Consider the following 22,382-nt stretch of genomic DNA (forward strand, 5'->3'; position numbering starts at 1 on the left):
GATCAAATTTCAAAAAACCGCTTAATCTACCATAAGTTAAAATACAATACCTTAACGAAATGAGGTGTTTTTCTTTATGAAGAAGAATAATAATGAGGGGAAAAATCAGATATAAATATGACAGGGAATTATTCAATAAAATAAAAAGGATTATTTCATTAAAACACCCACATGTATCAATATTATTCCCACCCAATAAAAACCATCTTAAATAATTCATCATAAAAATGACTTAAAGAAATTATTCACTTCAATATAAAAAAGAACAGGAAATTATTTTTTGCGATAAAAAACACTATAGTAGTCATTTAAATATCAACAGGAAACCATAAAGCAACTAAATCAGATTGCATTATATTCATAGAAAGTTAAAAAACATAACCATAACAAATAAAAAATATTATCGACTTCAATGCAAATGACTATCACTATTAGAACCTGACGAACTACGACCATAAAATCATGATCATGGAATAATGGGTAAAACAATGGCCATTCTCGGAAATAAAAACAAACGGCGCAAAACAGGATAAGTGATAAAAATATACACTTAAACAGACAAAAAATAAAACTTTAAACCCTGGGCAAACAATATTAACTATTTTAAATGAGGGGGAATGCTGAAAGATTGCGAGGTTACAAATAACTTGTAAACGGAATGCATTCGTATAATTTACTATGAGAACATTTGAAGGTTCGTTGAATTCGAACTTATATAACCTTCATCCCGCTCAAGAGGATGTGTTTTATGAGCAAACCTTTCATGAAGACACCCCATTACACAACCTGGGCTGGTATACCTTGATGGAAGGTGAAGTTGACATCGTCGTCTTGCAGCAAGTCTGGCGATTACTATATCAACATATTGATATGTTGAAGTTACGCATATTCGTTAATTCTGATAATGAAGCAACTCAATATATTCAGAGTCAGAATAATACTGAATTAGTCATATTCCATGATTTTACAATGCAGCCTGATCCTGAAAAAAAAGCAAAACGTTGGATGCAGCAGCAGATAGATATTCCCATTAACTTTCCAAATGCGTCCTTATATCAGGCATCATTGCTTCGTATTACTAACGAGAAATACTACTTCTTCACTAAATTTCATCATATTATGATTGATGGAGTTGGTTTATTCCGGTTACATGAATATACCCATAAGTTATATGCATGTCTGAAAAATGGAGCATCAACAGCCTGGTTGGCAGAAATTCCACAATATTTAGATACTATAGAAAAAGCAAAAGAATATTTGACTTCTTCTTATTATGAAAAAGATAAAAACCACTGGTGTCATTTTTTAACAAAAAACGATATCCATCAATTAATTCCTTGTTATCAGAATAAGGGTTCCCGTAGCGACATGTCGGCATTACCGTTTTCAATTAAGGCCGATTTGCTTACTTTTTGTGAAAAAAATAAAACGAACTTTCTTGCTGTCTTTTCGAGCTTAGTTATCATTATGATGTCAGAACTGACAGGACAACAGGCATTAACATTTAATACCATTACTCATGGCAGAAGGACAAAATCAGAGAAATATGTCGTAGGAATGCAGACAAATATCTATCCGGTTCATTGCCATGTTTCTCACACAATCAGTGTCACTGAACAAATTAAAGTAATGGAATTAGCGCTAAAAGAGAGTTATCACCACAGCCAGTTCCCTCGTTCTCACTTGATTCGCATGGCCAATAACCATGGCGTTGCTTTACCTGATATATTTATATTCTATGAACGGCTTTCAGAATCAGCATCTGAAATCAATCAGGCGCAGCATTATATTGTCGATGGGGGATTTAACACTGATCCTATCGTTTTTCGCTTGCAAGACTTTGGATATGACCAGGGGCTAACAATAGCGATAGATTATTTACAGGAATATTTTAGTGAACAAGATGTAAAACAAATAATTGCGCGATTACAAAACTTATTGACTGCTTTGCTTAACACGCCTTCTTTATTCGTCAATGAATTACCTGTCTTATTAGACCAAGAGCGCCACACCCTACTGCACAGTTGGAACCAGACTGATGCATCTTACCCACAGGATAAAATTTTACATCAACTGTTCGAGGCGCAGGCAGAAAGAACACCGAATAACGTGGCGCTGGTGTTTGAAGAGAAAATCCTGACCTATCGTCAGCTCAACGAACAGGCAAACCAACTCGCCGTTGTAATACGTGAACACTGCCAACAGCAACGCAATGCACCGATGCAAGCAGATACACCAATTGCTCTCTACCTCGACCGCAGTCTGGAGATGGTAATCAGTATCTTGGCGGTGCTGAAAGCCGGTGGTGCCTATGTGCCGATCTCCCCTGAATATCCTCAGGAGCGAGTTCAGTTTATTCTGGCAGATACCGGAAGCCCATGTGTACTCACCCAACAGCGGCACCTGACAACATTGGAGAAACATACCCACACTTTACCAATTCAGCCAGCGTTGATAGCCACAGATGACTGCACAGTCACCCAAGACCAATCCGTAGAAAATTTAGTGCCAGTGAACAAAGGTACTGATTTGGCCTACATTATCTACACCTCCGGGACGACCGGACAGCCGAAAGGCGTTGAGTTGACCCACCGAAACGTCATCAATCACCTGTGTTGGATGCAATCCCAATATCCATTAAGTGCATCGGATAAGATCCTGCAACAAATCCCTTATACCTTTGATGCTTCAGTCTGGGAGTTGATTGCAGCTAACTGTTTTGGTGCCAGTATCGTGATGCCCTCACCGGATGTCCATAAACAGCCTGAGGCTTTATATCAACTGATACAGAAAACTGGTGTAACGGTGGTGCAATTTGTCCCGTCCATGTTAGGTGCTTTCTGCCAGACGCTGCGGGAATTAGGACAGCAATTACCCAGTACTATCCGTTATGTTCTGTGTGGCGGAGAAACATTGACGATGTCCCATGTCAACGCATTTAGAGCTATAAATAGTCATTCGAGTACTTTAATTAACCTCTATGGTCCCACAGAAACGACAAATGATATTACTCATTTTGCTGTAACCAATGAACTGAGTGGCAATATTCCGATTGGCAAGGCACATCATAACACCCGCCTGTATGTCCTTAATCATTATGGCAAACTGTCTCCCATTGGGGCCCCTGGTGAGTTGTATATCGGCGGTGCTGGGCTGGCAAGGGGGTATCGGAATCGTCCAGATCTGACTGTCGAATGTTTTGTGGAAAATCCGTTTGCTACAGACGAAGATAAAGCTCAGGGTTATACTCGCCTGTACAAAACCGGTGATCGGGTGCGCTGGCTGCCGGACGGTAACCTGGAATATCTGGGACGCCATGATTTTCAGGTCAAAATTCGTGGTTACCGCATTGAACTGGGGGAAATCGAAACAACCTTATCCTCTCACCCACAAGTGAAACAGGCTGTGGTGATCGACCGAGAGCATATGGGCCATAAAGCACTGGCGGCTTACCTGGTTACCGACGAAACCTTGACCAATGACACGCTGATAGAGCATCTGTCAACCCGCCTGCCGGAGTATATGCTGCCCGCCAGCTTTACCCGCATTGATGCCGTTCCCTTGACTATCAACGGCAAGCTCGATCGCCATGCTTTGCCAGATCCTGTGTGGGAAGACCGAGAGCTTTATATAGCGCCACGCACTGAGTTGGAAACCCGATTGTGCACGCTCTGGCAAGACGTTTTAGGATTAGAACGGATCGGTATTGAGGATAATTTCTTCCGTATCGGTGGCGACTCGATTGTCAGTATCCAGTTGGTCTCCAAACTGCGGCAGATCGGTTTTTCCCTGCAAGTCAAATCGATTTTTGCAGCACCAACGGTAGCACGGTTAGCACAACTACTGACACAAACGTTATCCACTGTAACGGTGGTCGCAGAGCAGGGATTATTAAACGGGGAATTTGATCTGTTGCCTATCCAGCAGGACTTCTTCAACCAGAACCTGCCATGTCCGCACCATTGGAATCAGGCATTTACGATCCGACTGCCAGGCAATATCAGTCACGCTGCTATTGAACAGGCGCTGATCGTACTGGTTGAGCGACATGATATGTTACGCGCCCATTTTGTTGAGACAGAACAGGGTTATCGCCAGTACTACCCCGCAGAAATGCCATTCTGGTTACCCACATTGCAGCATTGTGATTTCAATGAATTAAATCACCAACAACTGACCCAATGGCAAAGTGGCTTCAATTATTGCACGGGACCTTTATGGCAAGCCGCTCATCTGACCGGATATGCCGATGGTAGCGCCCGCTTATTCTTCGCATTTCACCACCTGATTATTGACGTGGTGTCCTGGCGGATTATTGCGGAAGATATACGCCTGCTGCTACAGGGAACAGCACTGCCACCGAAAACCAGCAGTTACCGCCAATGGGTTAATGCGGTCCATCGCTATGCCATACAGCATCAAGATGAAGTGCCCTACTGGCAGGGCGTCATGGCGGGGGGGAAAACTTATCCGGTGATGGGAGAACTCAGCACACATCAACTGAGTTTATCAACTGAACTGACAAACATTCTACTGCATGAGGCTAATCTAGGTTATCACACTGAAATTAACGATTTACTGCTTAGTGCTCTCACACTGGCATTGCAGACAACATTCTCCCGGGCGGTGAACCTCATCACTCTTGAGGGACATGGACGGGAAGCCATCGACAGTGCTCTGGATGTCTCCGAAACTGTGGGCTGGTTTACAACCACTTATCCTGTTCGTTTGACAATGCAAGCCGATATTGCGGAAACCATTATTCACACCAAAGAAATGCTGCGTGCCGTACCGAACAAAGGCATCGGTTATGGGGCATTACATCAGGCCGGATACTTATCAGAGAACTTGCCGGCTATCAGCTTTAACTACCTTGGCCAATTAGGGGGTGAAGCCGGACAAATTAACCATCAGGATTGGGCGCTGACCAGCGAAAACTGTGGTTCAATGATCGCCAGCGAGAACATTAGTCATTTACTGCTAGATATCAATGGCGCGGTTCAGGCAGGAAAACTGCAATTCAGTGTACTGTCTCGTTTACCATCAAGCTCAACACACATGTTTATCACGGCTTTTGAGCAAGCACTCAATAGCGTTATCGCTGCCAGCCAAAAACAGGCTCAATTGGGTAGTGTGAGAACGCCCAGTGATTATGAATTTAAAGCAGTTTCGATTGAGCGCTTAAATCGTTTACAACAAAACTATCCGGTGGAAGCCCTGTATCCCGCCACCAGTTTGCAGCAGGGATTTATTTATCATCATCTGGCTCAACCACAGGATGATGCCTATCGCGTGCAATTGCTGTTGGATTATCACACCCAACTTAATCTTGCCGCCTATCAACAAGCCTGGTCGCTAGCTTCCCTGCGCTTTCCCATCCTCAGAACGGCATTTGATTGGGAAGGGGAAATTTTGCAGATTGTAACCACGGGTGCCAGTATTAATTCGACGAACTTCGAGCTCAAAGATATCAGCCAGTTACCAGAGGAAGAACAAAACAAAGAGATTGACGCGATCCAACAACATGACCGTACTCTGCCTTTTAATTTACAGCAGCCCGGATTAATCCGCTTTACCTTAATTAAACAAAGTAAACAACTGGTAACGGTGCTGATCACGCAACACCACACGATTACTGATGGCTGGAGTGGCCCGATTTTATTACAGACTGTGCACGAGTATTACGACATGCTGGTGCAAGGGCAGAAACCTCAAATCATAGTGGAGCAGGCTTATCTGGCAACCCAGCAGTACTATCTGGGGCATCTGGTTGAATCTGAGAAGTATTGGGCAGAGCGCAAAACACATTTTCAGGGAACCAATGATCTATCAACCCTGTTACATCATCATGTGAACCTGACACAGATAAAGACCGTCGAAAAACCGGCTGAACAGGTGCTCGCTGTGCAGGGAAGCGATTATACGCAACTTAGGAATATGTGCCGGACACAAGGCATTACCCTGAACGTGGTACTGCAATTTGTCTGGCATAAATTACTGCACAGTTACACCGGAGATGAACAGACTATTGTCGGCACGACCGTATCCGGGCGCGATATCCCGGTAGACGGTATTGAATCCAGTGTCGGCCTGTACATTAATACCTTGCCATTGAGCGTACAGTGGCATAAAACCAACAGGGTTATCAGCGTCTTACAGGCTATACAACAGGATATCGCCGCACTTAACAGTCACAGCGCCGTCTCACTTGCCAGTCTGCAATCCGACGGGGAGCGGCTATTCCATAGCCTGTTTGTCTTTGAAAACTACCCTGTCCCCGTGGCAAACGAAAATAAGGCCGGGATTGAAAATACCCTGATATTCCGCCGAACCATCGAAAAAACCGATTATCCATTATCACTGATGGCCTATGAGCAGAATAACTGCCTTACGGTCAAATTGGGGTACGGGGAAGACGGGCTGGCAGACAAACAGGCCCTGCGCTTGCTTCGTCAGTTTGAAAGTATCCTGCACGCGGTGGCCGGTGATCCACACCAGCCACATACCGCCATCCGGTTCCTGAGTGAGGAAGAACGCCACACCCTGCTGCACACCTGGAACCAGACCGATGCCCCCTACCCGCAAGATAACACCTTGCCGCAACTGTTTGAGGCACAGGCAGAAAAGACGCCGGATAATGTGGCACTGGTCTTTGAAGGGGAAACCCTGACCTACCGGCAGTTAAACCAGCGGGCAAACCAGTTAGCCGGTGTTATTCGACAACGTTGTGCCCCTCTGCGGGCAGACACTCCCATTGCCCTCTATCTTGACCGCAGTCTGGAAATGGTTATCAGCATTCTGGCGGTACTGAAAGCCGGCGGCGCGTATGTGCCCATTTTCCCCGAATATCCCCCGGCGCGGGTTCAGTTTATTCTGCAAGACACCGGAAGCCCGTGTGTACTCACCCAGCAACGGTATCTGGCAACACTGACGGAATACAGCCAGACACAGGCGGAACCACCGATACTGATAGCGGCGGATGACCAGACAATCACGATAAGCCAGCCCGTGGAAAATCCGGCTCCAATCAATAACCCAACCGATTTGGCCTATATCATCTACACCTCCGGCACTACCGGACAACCTAAAGGCGTCATGATCGAACATAGAAATGTGGCCCATCTGGTTGCCGCACAGGCAGAACTGTTTGATATCACAAAACGAAAAAAAGCCTTAATGTTTGCGGCGTATGTTTTTGATGCGTCTGTTTCTGAACTGTTTCTCAGTTTACTGCATGGCCTGACGGTTTACCTGTGCAGTGAAAGCGAGCGTAATGCCCCCGCCGTTGCACACCTGATTCAGCGTGAAGGCATTGAAATCGCCACCTTACCGCCAGCTATATTGAAGTTATTAATTGGCACTGAATTACCTTCCTTGCAGTTATTGGTGACCGCAGGTGAATCCCCGTCCTCAGATTTCCTTGACGATTTCAGCCATCACAGCAAGGTACTGAATGCTTACGGACCGACCGAGGTTACCGTTTGTGCAACGGGGAAACATTATCAACGTGGAGATATTGCCACTAATATTGGTCAAGCGATTAATAACGTTCATCTGTATGTTCTTGACAAACAGGGTAACCTGTCCCCTATCGGTGCAGCGGGTGAGTTGTATATCGGCGGGGCCGGACTGGCACGGGGGTATTTAAACCGGCCTGAACTGACTGCCGAACGTTTTGTGCCGAATCCCTTTGCCACCGCAGAAGATAAAGCCCGTGGCTATACCCGCCTGTACAAAACCGGTGACTTAGTCCGCTGGCGGCCGAATGGGGAGCTGGACTATCTGGGGCGCAATGACTTTCAGGTTAAAATCCGCGGCTACCGCATTGAGTTGGGAGAAATTGAAAACGCCCTGACTTCACACCCTCAGATCAAACAGGCGATGGTGATTGACCACGAGCACAAAGGCAATCAAGTGCTGGTCGCGTATCTGGTCACCGATGGCGTGCTGTCCGATGACACCCTGATAAAATATTTATCGTCCCGCCTGCCAGATTATATGCTGCCCGCCAGCTTTACCCGCATAGAATCCGTACCGTTAACCCTGAATGGCAAACGGGATCGCCGCGCCCTGCCGGCACCGGTATGGGGCAATCGGGACAGTTATATGGCACCCCGCAATGCCCTAGAAACCCGGTTATGTGCCATCTGGCAGGCCGTGTTGGGGCTGGAGAGAATTGGCATTGAAGATAACTTCTTCCGTATCGGCGGCAATTCCCTGACAGCGATTAAACTGACAGCCGCCATTCGGCGTGCCCTTGGATCCGAGGTTTCACTGACGCAACTGTTTGCACTTAAGACCATCGCCGGTCTGGCAACCCAGATGGGACAACAACCCTGTACAGTTATCCCTCACCTTGCGCTGGAACGTTATCCCTTATCATTCGCCCAGGAACGGATGTTGTTTATCGAGCAGTTTGAACAGGGCACCAATGCCTACCATATCCCTTATCTGGTTCAACTGGATAACGACACCTGCCTGCCCTTATTAGAAACCGCCATTAACCGATTAGCCGAGCGCCATGCCATCATCAGGACAGTCTACCGCCAGCATGCTGACGGACAACACTACCAACAGGTACTGGACAGGCATTTAGTTATCAGGTCAGTAGCGCCCTGTGATGATATTGACACACTGCTGGATACAGTACGCACTGAAATAGCCACGCCCTTTGATTTGACCACAGAACCCAGCCTGCGCCTCTGTCACTATTCCATGGCCGGCAAGCATTACTTCCTGATGTTATGGCACCATATCGCCATTGATGGCTGGGCCATCGATATTTTTATGCACGAACTGGCAGAAATTTATCAGGCCCTGTCAGCCGGCCGTGACAGCCGGTTGCCGGCCCTGGATATCACCTATGGCGACTATGCCGCATGGCAGCGGGAATATTTACAGGGTGATGTGCGTGAACGCCAGCTTGCCTACTGGCGACAGGCCTTAGCCCACTATGAAACCCTGGCCCTGCCAACAGACTTCCCCAGACCCACCCGGGTCAATTATCAAGGCAGGGACTTCAATTTCACGCTGGGGGTCCCCCTCTCTGACCAGCTAAGAACGCTGGCAAAGAACCAGGAAACCACCCTGTATACCGTGCTGCTCAGTGGCTTTTATGTCACACTGGCAAAATTATCCGGCCAAAACGATATTGTACTGGGAACACCGACCGATAACCGCCACCATGCCCAAACCCAATCCCTGACAGGCATGTTTGTTAACTCCCTGGTCTTGCGGGCACAGCTTGCACAGACAGACAGCGTAACCACCCTGATTGAACAGACCCATCAATTACTGGCCGACGCCAAGGCGCATCAGGACATGCCGTTTGAACAACTGGTTGACGCCCTGACGATGGAACGTGACACCGCCCGTCATCCGATTTTTCAGGTGATGTTTGGCTTACAGAGTTTTGGGGAACACCAGCCAAATGAAGCCACACTGCCCTTTCATCCGCTGGTACTGGACGAATCCCTGTCCAGTCCGGCCAAATTTGACTTAAGCCTGTTTCTGTCTGAAGGACAACCCGCGATTACAGGTTGCCTGAATTACGCGGTCAGCCTGTTTAACGAAACCACCATGACACGGCTGGCGGATTTCTATCAACGGGTGCTGGCCGCCTTCGTGGCAGACCCGCAACAATCTCTGGCGGAAATTGATGCCCTGTCTGCCTCGGAGCGCCACACCCTGCTGCACACCTGGAACCAGACCGATGCCCCCTACCCGAAAGATAACACCTTGCCGCAACTGTTTGAGGCACAGGCAGAAAAGACGCCGGATAATGTGGCACTGGTCTTTGAAGGGGAAACCCTGACCTACCGGCAGTTAAACCAGCGGGCAAACCAGTTAGCCGGTGTTATTCGACAACGTTGTGCCCCTCTGCGGGCAGACACTCCCATTGCCCTCTATCTTGACCGCAGTCTGGAAATGGTTATCAGCATCCTGGCGGTACTGAAAGCCGGCGGCGCGTATGTGCCCATTTCCCCCGAATATCCCCCGGCGCGGGTGCTGTTTATTCTGCAAGACACCGGAAGCCCGTGTGTACTCACCCAGCAACGGTACCTGGCAACACTGACGGAATACAGCCAGACACAGGCGGAACCACCGATACTGATAGCGGCGGATGACCAGACAATCACCACAGGCCGCACCGTAGAAAATCCGGCTCCAATCAATAACCCAACCGATTTGGCCTATATCATCTACACCTCCGGCACCACGGGGCAGCCTAAAGGCGTCATGATCGAACATAGAAATGTGGCCCATCTGGTTGCGGCACAGGCAGAACTGTTTGATATCACAAAACGAAAAAAAGCCTTAATGTTTGCGGCGTATGTTTTTGATGGTTCTGTTTTTGAACTATTTTCCAGTTTACTGCATGGCCTGACGGTTTACCTGTGCAGTGAAAGCGAGCGTAATGCCCCCGCCGTTGCACACCTGATTCAGCGAGAAAGCATTGAAATTGCTGCCTTACCGCCAGCTATATTGAAGTTATTAATTGGTACCGCATTCCCCTCCTTGCAGTTATTGATAACAGCAGGTGAATCCCCGTCCTCAGATTTTCTTGACGATTTCAGCCATCACAGCAATGTATTCAACTCCTACGGCCCAACCGAAGTTACCGTTTGTGCGACAGGGAAGCACTACCAACATGGGGAGATTGCCAGCAATATTGGTCAAGCGATTAATAACGCCCGTCTTTACGTCCTTGACAGTCACAGCAACTTATCCCCTGTCGGTGCGCCGGGTGAGTTGTATATCGGCGGGGCCGGACTGGCACGAGGGTATTTAAACCGGCCTGAACTGACTGCCGAACGTTTTGTGCCGAATCCCTTTGCCACCGCAGAAGATAAAGCCCGTGGCTATACCCGCCTGTACAAAACCGGTGACTTAGTCCGCTGGCGGCCGAATGGGGAGCTGGACTATCTGGGGCGCAATGACTTTCAGGTTAAAATCCGCGGCTACCGCATTGAGTTGGGAGAAATTGAAAACGCCCTGACTTCACACCCCCAGATCAAACAGGCGATGGTGATTGACCACGAGCACAAAGGCAATCAGGTGCTGGTCGCGTATCTGGTCACCGATGGCGTGTTGTCCGATGAGACCTTGGTTCAGTATCTTTCCGCCCGCTTACCGGACTATATGCTACCCGCCAGCTTTACCCGCATAGAATCCGTACCGTTAACCCTGAATGGCAAACGGGATCGCCGCGCCCTGCCGGTGCCGGTATGGGGTAATCAGGACAATTATATGGCACCCCGCAATACCTTAGAAACTCAGTTATGTGCCATCTGGCAGGAAGTGTTAGGTTTGAAACGGATAGGTATTGAAGATAATTTCTTCCGTATTGGTGGTAATTCCCTAATGGCGATTAAATTAACTACAGCAATACGCAATGAAATAAATGTCGATATTCCTTTAAATATTTTATTTAACTACAAATGTATTTCTTTATTATCCCAATGGTTGGAATCAGGCAACATTAAATCCAACTTATTTAATTTCTTAACACCAAAATCAACCGCAGCCAATAAACTGTTTATGATCCATGCAGTCAATTGCGGTAGTGAAGTATATGAACCTCTGGCAAACACCTTATCTGATATGTATAACTGCATCGGCATCGATAATTACAATCTTTGTACAGAGAATAAAATTGACTCATTACAACAGATAACACAGATCTACATGAAATTAATCTTAACCGAAATCTCCATTGATAAACCTATTCGTATTTTAGGCTGGTCATTAGGAGGGCAAATAGCGATGGAGATTGCATTTCAATTGGAACAACTCGGCGCAAAAGAGATTCAGTTATTTTTATTAGATACCGTTATTAATAATAACGAGATAAAAGAACTTAGGGATAAATTAGATATATCAAACGCATATGATAAGGTTATAAGAAAATTACAGGAAATGGGAGCAAACGAAACTTATATCAATAAGGTATTAGAAGCAATACCGTTTGAATCTGGAATAGCAAACTGTAATTTAAGCGGAAAATTATCACATACAAACATCATTTTATTTAAAGCTGGCCAGGCAAATCCACAACATAAAGATGAAATAGGACTTACGATGAGTCAATTGATAATCAATACACCAGATAACAATATTTCACAATGGACAGCCAATCCATTAACAATTAAGTTGATTGATAATTGTTATCATGAAAATATTATTGAACATGTTTCCATTATCAGCACAGAAATAATTAATGCCTTGTCAATTAAAGATAATGTATCAATATAGGTTAACTTAATTACAATTAACTTAGTGAGGCCAGTAATGCTGGCCTCATATTTCCGATTGTGAGTACTTTTCCCGTCGCCATTAGCGATCCCTTCGCGCTAACAACTACGGTAACCGTATTCTTTCACAACAACACTCAGTATATGGCCGAAATTTGTTGATCACAGATATGTTTCAAACAAAAAGAAAAATCCGTATAATCCGGCCCCTGCAAAGGGTCCGTATAGGAAATCGACAGTCGGTATAATCGACAATGTGAGAAGTCGCAATGAATCAAAAAGATACGAGAAAAGAGACACTTGAATTCAACAAACTCCAGAAACGCCTGAGAAGAAACGTTGGTAATGCCATCATTGATTACAATATGATTGAAGACAATGATGTTGTAATGGCATGTATCAGTGGTGGTAAAGATTCATTCGCGATGTTAGATATTCTGTTGAATCTGCAAAAAGTGGCACCAATAAAATTTAACGTCGTTGCAGTGAACCTTGATCAGAAACAGCCTGGCTTTCCTGAGCACATTTTACCCCAATATTTTGAAAGCCTGGATATTCCCTATTACATTGTTGATAAAGATACCTATTCTGTTGTTAAAGAGAAAATTCCTGAAGGCAAAACTACCTGCGGATTGTGTTCAAGACTACGTCGCGGCACCCTCTATTCTTTCGCAGAAAAAATCGGGGCAACAAAAATTGCGCTTGGGCATCATCTTGATGACATCGTTGAAACGCTGTTTCTGAATATGTTCCATGGTGCCCGTATGAAAGCGATGCCCCCTAAATTACGCTCTGACGATGGCCGTAATATCGTTATCAGGCCGCTGGCATATTGCAGGGAGACAGACCTGATTCAATATGCGGAAAGCAAAAAATTCCCAATCATTCCTTGCAACTTATGTGGTTCTCAGGAAAATCTACAGCGACAGGCGATCAAAGCAATGCTGGTAGATTGGGATAAAAAAACACCAGGCAGAGTAGAGAATATTTTTAAATCTATTCAAAATGTGAGCCCAAGCCAATTGGCAGACAAAACTATTTTCGACTTTGTTAACTTGCCATTGCATCGTGAGGGAGAAAGGGAAGAATATGCTTTTAACGAAGCAGTGGTATCGTCAACGAATATTAATGAATCAATGTTTATCGATGTGACAAACATTTAAGAATAAGCAGTCTTTGTTACAATTTGCTTAAATTCTGGCAAAAAAATAGCCGATACTAAAACAAGTATCGGCATAATTAATGAGCAATTATTCTGTGTAAAACTCAATATGAGAAAAACTACAATTAATGGAGCACAACGTTCAACGTTGTATTCACCTGCAAATCTATAATGCCCTAATTATAGGTATTGTTTATTGATTTATCTCAAATCCTATAGCCATTTGCTTCGCCTTAACCACCACGCAAAAGCCACCATCAATAATGACAATAAAAGAGTGAATAAACCGAATCCAAAGCGATACTCATTGCCTGGTATTCCCCCCAGATTGACACCGAATAATCCCGTCAAAAAGGTGGTAGGCAAGAATACCATCGCCAATAGAGACATCATGTAAGTACGGCGGTTCATGGCATCCGCCATCATGGAAGTGATTTCATCGGCAAGAACGGCGGTTCGGGCAATACATCCATCAAGATCATCTATTCCCCTGCCCAATCGGTCAGCAATTTCCTGCATTAAACGGCGCTCTTCATCGTTCATCCAGGGCAATTTCTCACTGGCCAAACGGATAAAAATATCCCGCTGTGGTGCCATATATCGGCGCAGAACGATTAACTGTTTACGCAGCAATACCAATTCTCCGCGACCAGGAGCTTTCTGCGCCAAAATATCATCTTCAAACTCAATCAGGTTGTCATGCAGCTCTTCAATAAAATCATTGGCTTCATCAGTAATGGCTCCTGCTATTTCTACCAGCCAATTCCCTGTACTTTTCGCACCAACATCATTGTGCAAATCATCCAGAATTTGATCAATAGAATGAATTTTTCGATGGCGGCTGGAGATAATCATTTTGTCATTAATATAAATGCGAAACGAAACCAGATGATCGGGGCGCGCATTATTATTGCGATTCACCGATCTCAAAACAACCAAAGTGCCTTCGCCTGTACGCAGTACCTTTGGACGAATATTTTCACTCACTAATTCATCCTTTACTGAGAACGGTAGCAAGGTTGTATTCATAATCCATTGATGACTATCCGGATTTTTATAATCAAGATGTTGCCAAACTGGCTGCTCTGCGGTTACGAGTGAATCATCCCCAAATGCCGTAATACCACCCTTGCCATTTAATTGACAGGCATAAATTGCATTTGAACCTTTAAATACCGAGCCATAGATCGTTTCCACATCTGCTCCTTGTTTGTACTTAAGTTTCGTGCCAACGCTTCATGCTTAATTGTATATTTTGATGATATTTTTGCCTTGTTTGTCTAATAATCGTCCTAAAAATAAATTATAAGATATTGTTAATTAAAAGAAGGGAGAGTATTTCTGAACATTTCATCTATTTTTGTGGGCAAGATCGCACTATTCCTTTACACTGACGGCGTAGTTTACTTTATCGAGGGATTAAATCATGACACAAACAGTCAAATTTCAAGGTAGTGATATCACCGTTAACGGAGATTTTCCACAAGTAGGTCAGACAGCAAAAGAATTCACGCTAGTCGCTAAAGATCTTGCTGATGTAACATTGAGCCACTACGCAGGTAAACGTAAAGTGCTTAATATTTTCCCAAGCATTGACACCGGTGTTTGTGCCACATCTGTCCGTAAATTCAACCAACTTGCCAGCGAATTAGACAATACTGTCGTATTGTGCATTTCAGCAGATTTGCCTTTTGCTCAGTCTCGTTTCTGTGGTTCTGAAGGTCTGTCTAATGTTGTCACTCTTTCTACACTGCGTGGTGGGGAATTTCAGGAAGATTACGGTGTTGCCATAGGCGAAGGTCCATTAGGTGGACTGACTGCACGTGCTGTTGTTGTTCTGGATGAAAATAACCAAATTATTTATAGCCAGTTGGTTGATGAAATCACCAATGAACCTGACTATGACAGTGCATTAGCCGCATTGAAATAAGTGTTTTACTATTAATAGCGGCATTACTTTTAATATTTAGCTTTTAATGTTTAGTTTTTAAACTTATTTTCTGGCGATGATAAGATCATAATAAATAGTTTTATCGTCGCCAGCTTATTTTATAAATTAAATATTTTTAAAAGCAGTAATACCTCAATTATTATTCATCATCTTCATGTTCAACTAAGTGTTTCTTACCACTCAAACCATATTCCCGTAATTTATTGGCTATTGCCGTGTGAGAAACCCCAAGCCGTTTTGCCAGCTTACGCGTACTGGGATAATGGCGATAAAGACGTGTCAGCACAGAGCGTTCAAAACGCTTGCTGATTTCATCCAAAGAACCCACCAGAATATCTTCATTAAATGTTGCCTCAGCCTCTGGTTCAGGTAGCCGGATATCCTGCGGGCTTAGTTTGTTACTCTCAAGTTGAGTCAATGCCTGATATATCGCATTGCGAAGCTGCCTGACATTGCCTGGCCAGTGATAACCACACAAAAATTGCTCTAAATCAGCAGAGAACTTAGGCTTATGTAAATTCTGTTCTTGTGCAAAACGTGTTACAAAGTAGTCCGTCAATGGCATGATATCCACCTGACGTTCCCGCAAAGGTGGTAATGTAATGGTTAGGACATTCAGCCGATAATAAAGATCTTCCCGAAACGCCCCTTTTTGTACCAACTCAATTAAGTTTTTCTGAGTAGCACAAATAATTCGGACATTTACCTTAACTTCATTCTCTTCACCGACACGACGAAATGTTCCATCATTCAAGAAACGAAGTAATTTAGTCTGCATTTGTGGCGACATTTCACCGATTTCATCTAATAAAACCGTCCCACCATTAGCCTGTTCAAAGAATCCTTTTTTGCCTTCCAATGCATTAGGATAGGCTCCCGCCGCATAACCAAACAGTTCACTTTCTACAACATCATCCGGCATGGAAGCACAATTTAACCCAAGAAAAGGCTGTTTTCCTCTTGCACTGCGCAAATGACAAGCTTTAGCAAATTCATCTTTTCCCGTTCCTGTCTCACCGACAAGCAGCAAGGGAACATCAAGCATGGCCATTTTACGGGCCTGCTCAACGATATGAACCATCTTAGGGCTGACAGCAATAATCTGTTCAAAAGCGTTATCGCTATTTTCGGTTAATTTTTTGCGTAGTGACTCAGGATGATGTTCACCAGAACGCAACATAATTACAGCACCTACACATCTAACAACCTGATTTTCATCCGTTAACTGCATAGGAATAATATTCATTCCATAATCTTGCCCTTTAATGGATAGTTGTGCTAAGTGTGGTTGATGATGCTCACTTTCAAGCCAACGAAGGAAATTGTAATTGCTAATCAGATGACCAATGTTTTTTTGGCTAATTTTTTCTTTACTGACACCAAACAATGCCAAAGCAGCGGAGTTAACCAATTCAACATTGCCTTGCATGTCAATAGAAAAGACAGGTTCAGGAACTGATTCCAACAGTGTCCACATCGCCCTATGTTCTTTCTCTGACGGCATAAAAGCAACGGTCCTGACATCAACAACGCCATTGATACGGCGAATTTCTGCCATCAATTCACGGAAGATATTGAAATCAATTTGAGTAAAATTAAGGTAAATACGACTTGCAGGAGAAATTTCAATTCCTTTCAGGTCAATATTTCGTAAAACCAGTAAATCAAGTAATTCGCGGGTTAACCCAATTCGATCCTGACAAGTAACTTCCAATCGCATTTTTCTGACCTTATTTACACGATGTTCTTAACTGCCTGAATGTTACCCTTTACTATCCAATAGATGAAGCCCTTGTCAGTAAAAGTTTACAAGAAAGTAAGATGTCAAGCTGGTATGACAGACGCTATTAATTGGTTATTTTGCTGTTTCTGTATCTTTGCTGTACTTGTTGTTCATTGGTGGCGTACTTTTAAGTTGAGCAAATAATTGGTGGCGAAAATCTCCTAACTTCGGTTTATCTCCATCAATCCACGGCAAAGGCCGACATAATTCCATTGCCTTGATGCCCAAACGAGCTGTCAGTAATCCTGCGCCAATCCCTTGTGCAGCACGTGCAGAAAGACGGGCTGCAATGTCCTGTGATAACCAGTCCATACCCACTTCTCTGACTAACTCTGATGCTCCTGCAAAGGCAATATTCAGCAATACTAGCCGAAATAAGCGAATGCGGCTGAAATAACCTAACTCGATGCCATAAAGCGCTGCAATACGATTAATGAGTCGAATGTTTCTCCACGCAATAAAAGCCATATCCACGATAGCCAATGGACTGACCGCAATCATCAAAGCTGATTCCGCAGCTGAGCGACTGATTTCTTGTCTGGCTTGTGTATCCAAAACAGGCTGAACTAATTTACTGTATAATATGATAATTTCACGATCACTATGGGTTTCATGCACGGCAGCCTGCCAACGCTGTAATGCCGGATGTTGTTGCCCAATTCCGGCCTGTTCTGCTAATTTTTCACAAAATTGCTTTCCCTTGCCGATGCCGTGACTTTGCAATAGCGTTTTTGCAGTATCACGCTCTTCTGTACGCTGCCGCAAATGGTAAAGGCGTCGCCATTCCTTGATCACACTACCTATACCCGCAAATACAATCATGCTGCCTGCCGCTGCGATCCCCAGTGCAATCCAATCATGTTGCTGCCATGCCTGGTATATCCACTGAACACATTGGGCAACAACACTAGCCCCCAATAACAGGACAGCACTGATAAAAACTTTTCGCCAAAAACTACGTTTCGGTTTCAACGCAGCATTCACTGCACCTTCAAATTCGCTTTCCTTCTCCTCCGCTTCCCGCTCTGACATAACCGGATAGAATTCTTTTTCCTGCCCAGTGAATTCTTTTTTTGATTTTAGTGGTGGTTCGGACGATGTTTGTACAAGATCGTCAAAATCCATTCGCGGTTTCAACGGTTCGGTCATGTTAATTTGTCTCCCAATAAAAATTCCATCACGCTATCCATGCGGATATGGGGTAACGGTGTGCTGACATCGACGGGTTTTGGCCGGAAGGATTCGAAATGAAATCCTTGTTTTTGCCAGAATTCACTATTTGGCAAGCGCTGTGGCACTTCTCCCGGAAAAAATGTTAATAACTTATCATCTGACAAACGATTGCCCTTGATAGCAGGGATTTTTTCACCTTTATGCATAACAATGCCGCTCTCTGTTGCCTGAACTGACGCAAGCCCGACACAATCCATGCTGATCCCTTCAAACGCCGCATTTTGCCACGCTTCCTGTACCAAGTGCTGTAAGAGTGAAACAAGATTGGTATGTTGATCTGGCGTAATATGATCAGCTTTGCTGGCAGCAAACAGCAATTTATCGATGCAAGGCGAGAATAAACGACGAAATAGTGTTCGTTTACCATAATGAAAACTCTGCATCAGTTGTGTCAATGCAAGCCGCATATCATTGAACGCTTGCGGGCCACTATTCAATGGCTGTAAGCAATCCACCAGGATAATTTGCCGATCAAAACGCAGAAAATGCTCTTTATAGAATGCCTTAACGATATGATCGCAGTAATAAGCAAAACGTTCACGCAACATACCTATATTGGTATGTTTATCCGCCTTTGCTAATTGTGGTTCCCCGATTCTGTCAATATCCGGCCACGGGAAAAATTGCAGCGCTGGGGCTCCCGCCAGATCACCCGGCAAGATAAAACGCCCAGGTTGGATAAAGTGCAAACCCTGCTGTTTACATTGATGCAAGTAATCCGTATAAGCTTGAGCGATTCTGGCAAGTAAATTTTCATCAACAGGCGCCAATGGATCACATTGCTTACATAACGCTAACCACGGCTTAGCCCAATTTGCTCTCTCCCCTTTCAGTAATCCGTGCATATGCCGTGACCACGCCAGATAATTTTGTTCCAGCATGGGTAAATCCAATAACCATTCGCCCGGATAATCGACAATTTCCAAATAAAGGGTAGAAGTTTCCTTGAGGTAACGAAATAGGGAATCTTCAGAACGATAACGCAATGCTAAGCGTATTTCACTCACACCGCGCGTTGGCGTCGGCCAGTGAGGGGGAGTGTCGTATAATTCTGTGATGTTTTCATCATAGGTAAAACGAGGCACTCCAAAATCTCGCTGGGGCACTCGCTTCACACCAAGTAAGCGCCCATCGCGCACGGCAGAAAACAACGGTAATCTGGCTCCGCTGTGAACATGCAGAAGTTGGTTTACCAAAGAAGTAATAAATGCGGTTTTTCCACTGCGACTTAATCCTGTTACTGCCAGCCGCAAATGACGATCCATTCCACGATTAACGAGCGCTGTCAATTCGTTTTGCAACCGTTTCATGTTTCTCCTAAATGGGAATACTGTGAATTCAGTCCTATCCGGCCTGTAACATCAGCAAAATTTGACATTATTTTCGCTATTACAGGCCAGAACCCATGCTATTCACTGTCTGGTTGCACGCTCAGAGCTGACGGAAACGGCTGCGCACATTGTAAGTATCAGACGTCACATAGCGTTCCATTTGACGCAAACGTGCTTCGCTTGTCTTCAATTGGTAATCTATTTCGTCCAACATCTTCTGTGCTGATGGCCCTCTATACTTCTCCTCTGCTGAATATCCCGCAGGGGCGGGATCCATGACAAAGGTTAAGATAATATAAGCCAATACCGTTATGCCAAATAGACCAAAGAACAGCGATAATACCGCGATGGTACGAATAAGCGGAGCGGGTACGTCAAAATAGTCTGCCAGCCCGGCACAAACTCCTTTAACTACCCCCTGCTCTGGCAAACGGTAAAGTTTTCTGCGGTATTGATTTGACATTATGACTGTCTCCAATTTGGATGCTCTGCGTCAAGGATATCTTCTAACGTTTTAATCCGTTCTTGCATACGCCTGGCATTCTCGGTCAACTGTTCTAAACGCTGAATTTCACTGCTCCCTAACTGCTCCCGATTACTGTTGCGGTTGCTGTAATGCAGCCACAACCAGATGGGTAAAACAAAAAGCACAAAAATGATCAGCGGGATACCAAGAAATATATAGCCCATTATCTTTCCTTAGTTATGTATGTGATATATGTCATCATTGAGAATCTTTGATATTCATTTTAGCTTTCAAGGCCGCTAATTGTGCACTGATTTCATCATCTGCCTTCAATTCTGCAAATTGCTGATCGAGTGATTTCTGTTTGCCCAATCCAAAAGCTTCTGCTTCCGCTTCCATGTGATCTATCCGGCGTTCAAACTGTTCGAAGCGCGCCATTGCCTCATCGATTTTACCGCTATCCAACTGACGGCGTACCTGGCGCGAAGATGCTGCGGCCTGATGACGCAGTGCCAATGATTGTTGTCTCGCACGCGCTTCTGTCAATTTATTTTCCAGCTCAGTCACTTCGCCTTTGATGCGTTCCAGCGTTTCATCCAGAATGGACAATTCGTGTGTTAGCGTTTCAACTAAGCTACTGACTTTCTGTTTTTCAAGCAACGCTGCACGCGCTAAATCCTCTTTATCCTTGCTCAGTGCCAGTTCAGCTTTTTCTTGCCAACCATCAATCTGATTTTCACCCATGCTGATGCGGCGCAAAAGCTGCTTTTTCTCTGCCAGAGTACGGGCGGAAGTCGAGCGGATTTCCACCAGTGTGTCTTCCATTTCCTGAATCATCAAGCGGATCATTTTCTGTGGATCTTCTGCTTTATCCAGCAGAGAAGAAATATTGGCATTCACGATATCAGCAAAACGAGAAAAAATACCCATAGTCATAAACCTCTTTAATTAGAATGTATATATGTTATGCCTGTGTATTGTTAAATACGGATATAAGATACACGGTAAGGCACTTAACTAAATACAAAATACATGCCAACTTTCTTGTTTTTCTTATTCAATTGAAATTATTGATATAATTTTTTCTTTGCTTTTTTATTGTAATTAGCTAACTTAGTTAAATTAACCAATTTTTGGCGAAAAATACCATGTCCCAGTTCATTGATAACCTATTAGGTGAAGCAAACTGTTTTATTGAAATTTTGGAACAAGTCTCCGCATTAGCGCAATTGAATAAACCGGTTTTAGTTTTGGGAGAACGAGGAACAGGCAAGGAGTTAATTGCCCGACGTTTACATTATCTTTCTCCACGTTGGCAAGGCCCTTTCATTTCGCTGAACTGTGCAGCACTCAATGAAAATTTGCTTGACTCAGAACTATTTGGTCATGAGGCAGGTGCATTCACCGGTGCCCGTTCAAAACACCAAGGGCGCTTTGAGCGAGCCGACGGTGGAACCTTGTTTCTTGACGAACTCGCGACTGCCCCCATGCAAGTACAGGAGAAATTACTGCGTGTCATTGAATATGGTCATCTGGAACGTGTTGGCGGTACTCAGTCATTACAAGTTGATGTACGTTTGATCTGTGCCACTAACGAAGATTTACCTGCCATGGCTGCCCGTGGGAAATTCAGGGCTGATTTGCTCGACAGACTCGCGTTCGACGTAGTTCATATCCCACCACTGCGCCAGCGGCAACAGGATATTATGTTACTGGCACAGAATTTTGCGATTCAGATGTGCCGTGAGTTGGAACTGCCATTTTTCCCCGGATTTACTGATGAAGCCAGACAACACTTACTCTCCTATCACTGGCCTGGAAATGTTCGCGAATTAAAGAATGTCATCGAACGCTCTATTTACCGGCATGGTAATAGTAAAAATGAATTAAACACGATCATCATCAATCCCTTTTCTCTCTCACAACGATCTGCCTCCTCATCCACTGAGAGTGAGATAACCAATGACTCCCTCCCCAAATTACCTCTCGATTTAAGGCAGTGGCAAAACGACAGCGAAAAGAGTTTAATCATACAGGCTTTGACAGAAAGTCAATTCAATCAGAAAAAGGCTGCTGACAAACTTCATTTGACTTATCACCAGTTCCGCGGATTAATCAAGAAACACCGTATTGATGTTAATGGCAAGATAGAGTAGATAGATAAAAAAGTAGCCGGCACCCGAGCCGGCTAATAAAAATACT

At 44.5% G+C, this 22,382-nt stretch carries 11 protein-coding genes; 4 read left to right on the forward strand and 7 right to left on the reverse strand.

From position 1 onward, the window contains the following. The first annotated feature begins 678 nt into the window (after nt 1-678). Nucleotides 679-12,255 carry a non-ribosomal peptide synthetase gene (locus ACE1SE_RS09915; RefSeq protein ID WP_374050753.1) on the forward strand — a complete coding sequence of 3,859 codons (11,577 nt, stop codon included), beginning with the start codon at nt 679-681 and terminating at the stop codon, nt 12,253-12,255. Nucleotides 12,256-12,523: 268 nt separating this feature from the next. After that, nucleotides 12,524-13,417, forward strand: a complete 894-nt coding sequence (gene ttcA, locus ACE1SE_RS09920; protein WP_374050754.1) for a tRNA 2-thiocytidine(32) synthetase TtcA — start codon at nt 12,524-12,526, stop codon at nt 13,415-13,417. 212 nt (nt 13,418-13,629) lie between these two features. On the opposite strand, the gene zntB is transcribed toward ttcA, so the two are convergent. After that, a complete protein-coding gene (zntB, locus tag ACE1SE_RS09925; RefSeq protein WP_374050755.1) occupies nt 13,630-14,613 on the reverse strand; it encodes a zinc transporter ZntB in 984 nt (327 codons plus the stop codon). Nucleotides 14,614-14,842: 229 nt separating this feature from the next. Here zntB and tpx point away from each other — a divergent pair, with 229 nt between their 5' ends. After that, a complete protein-coding gene (tpx, locus tag ACE1SE_RS09930) occupies nt 14,843-15,346 on the forward strand; it encodes a thiol peroxidase (protein WP_374050756.1) in 504 nt (167 codons plus the stop codon). A 160-nt stretch (nt 15,347-15,506) separates the two neighbouring features. Here tpx and tyrR read toward each other — a convergent pair whose 3' ends face one another. The 6 genes from tyrR to pspA all read right to left on the reverse strand — a co-directional run bounded on the left by tyrR (nt 15,507) and on the right by pspA (nt 21,110). Then, nucleotides 15,507-17,087 (reverse strand): transcriptional regulator TyrR, encoded by a 1,581-nt coding sequence (tyrR, locus tag ACE1SE_RS09935; protein ID WP_374050757.1) that lies wholly within the window; start codon nt 17,085-17,087, stop codon nt 15,507-15,509. A gap of 135 nt (nt 17,088-17,222) precedes the next feature. Then, a complete protein-coding gene (locus tag ACE1SE_RS09940) occupies nt 17,223-18,299 on the reverse strand; it encodes a YcjF family protein (RefSeq protein WP_374050758.1) in 1,077 nt (358 codons plus the stop codon). Next, nucleotides 18,296-19,693, reverse strand: coding sequence for a YcjX family GTP-binding protein (locus tag ACE1SE_RS09945; RefSeq protein WP_374050759.1), 1,398 nt, complete (start codon nt 19,691-19,693; stop codon nt 18,296-18,298). Before ACE1SE_RS09945 ends, ACE1SE_RS09940 begins: the two co-directional genes overlap by 4 nt. 121 nt (nt 19,694-19,814) lie before the next feature. Continuing rightward, on the reverse strand, nt 19,815-20,177 hold the full coding sequence (gene pspC / locus ACE1SE_RS09950; RefSeq protein WP_374050760.1) for an envelope stress response membrane protein PspC: 363 nt from the start codon (nt 20,175-20,177) through the stop codon (nt 19,815-19,817). Next, nucleotides 20,177-20,404, reverse strand: coding sequence for an envelope stress response membrane protein PspB (gene pspB, locus ACE1SE_RS09955; RefSeq protein WP_374050761.1), 228 nt, complete (start codon nt 20,402-20,404; stop codon nt 20,177-20,179). The genes pspC and pspB overlap by 1 nt, the downstream gene beginning before the upstream one ends. Before the next feature lie 34 nt (nt 20,405-20,438). Further along, complete coding sequence (pspA, locus tag ACE1SE_RS09960; protein WP_374053641.1) at nt 20,439-21,110, reverse strand: phage shock protein PspA; 672 nt, start codon at nt 21,108-21,110, stop codon at nt 20,439-20,441. A gap of 218 nt (nt 21,111-21,328) precedes the next feature. Here pspA and pspF point away from each other — a divergent pair, with 218 nt between their 5' ends. Continuing rightward, a complete protein-coding gene (pspF, locus tag ACE1SE_RS09965) occupies nt 21,329-22,336 on the forward strand; it encodes a phage shock protein operon transcriptional activator (RefSeq protein WP_374050762.1) in 1,008 nt (335 codons plus the stop codon). Nucleotides 22,337-22,382: the final 46 nt, after the last annotated feature.

The sequence above is a fragment of the Xenorhabdus taiwanensis genome, from assembly GCF_036512875.1.
GTDB lineage: Bacteria > Pseudomonadota > Gammaproteobacteria > Enterobacterales > Enterobacteriaceae > Xenorhabdus > Xenorhabdus taiwanensis.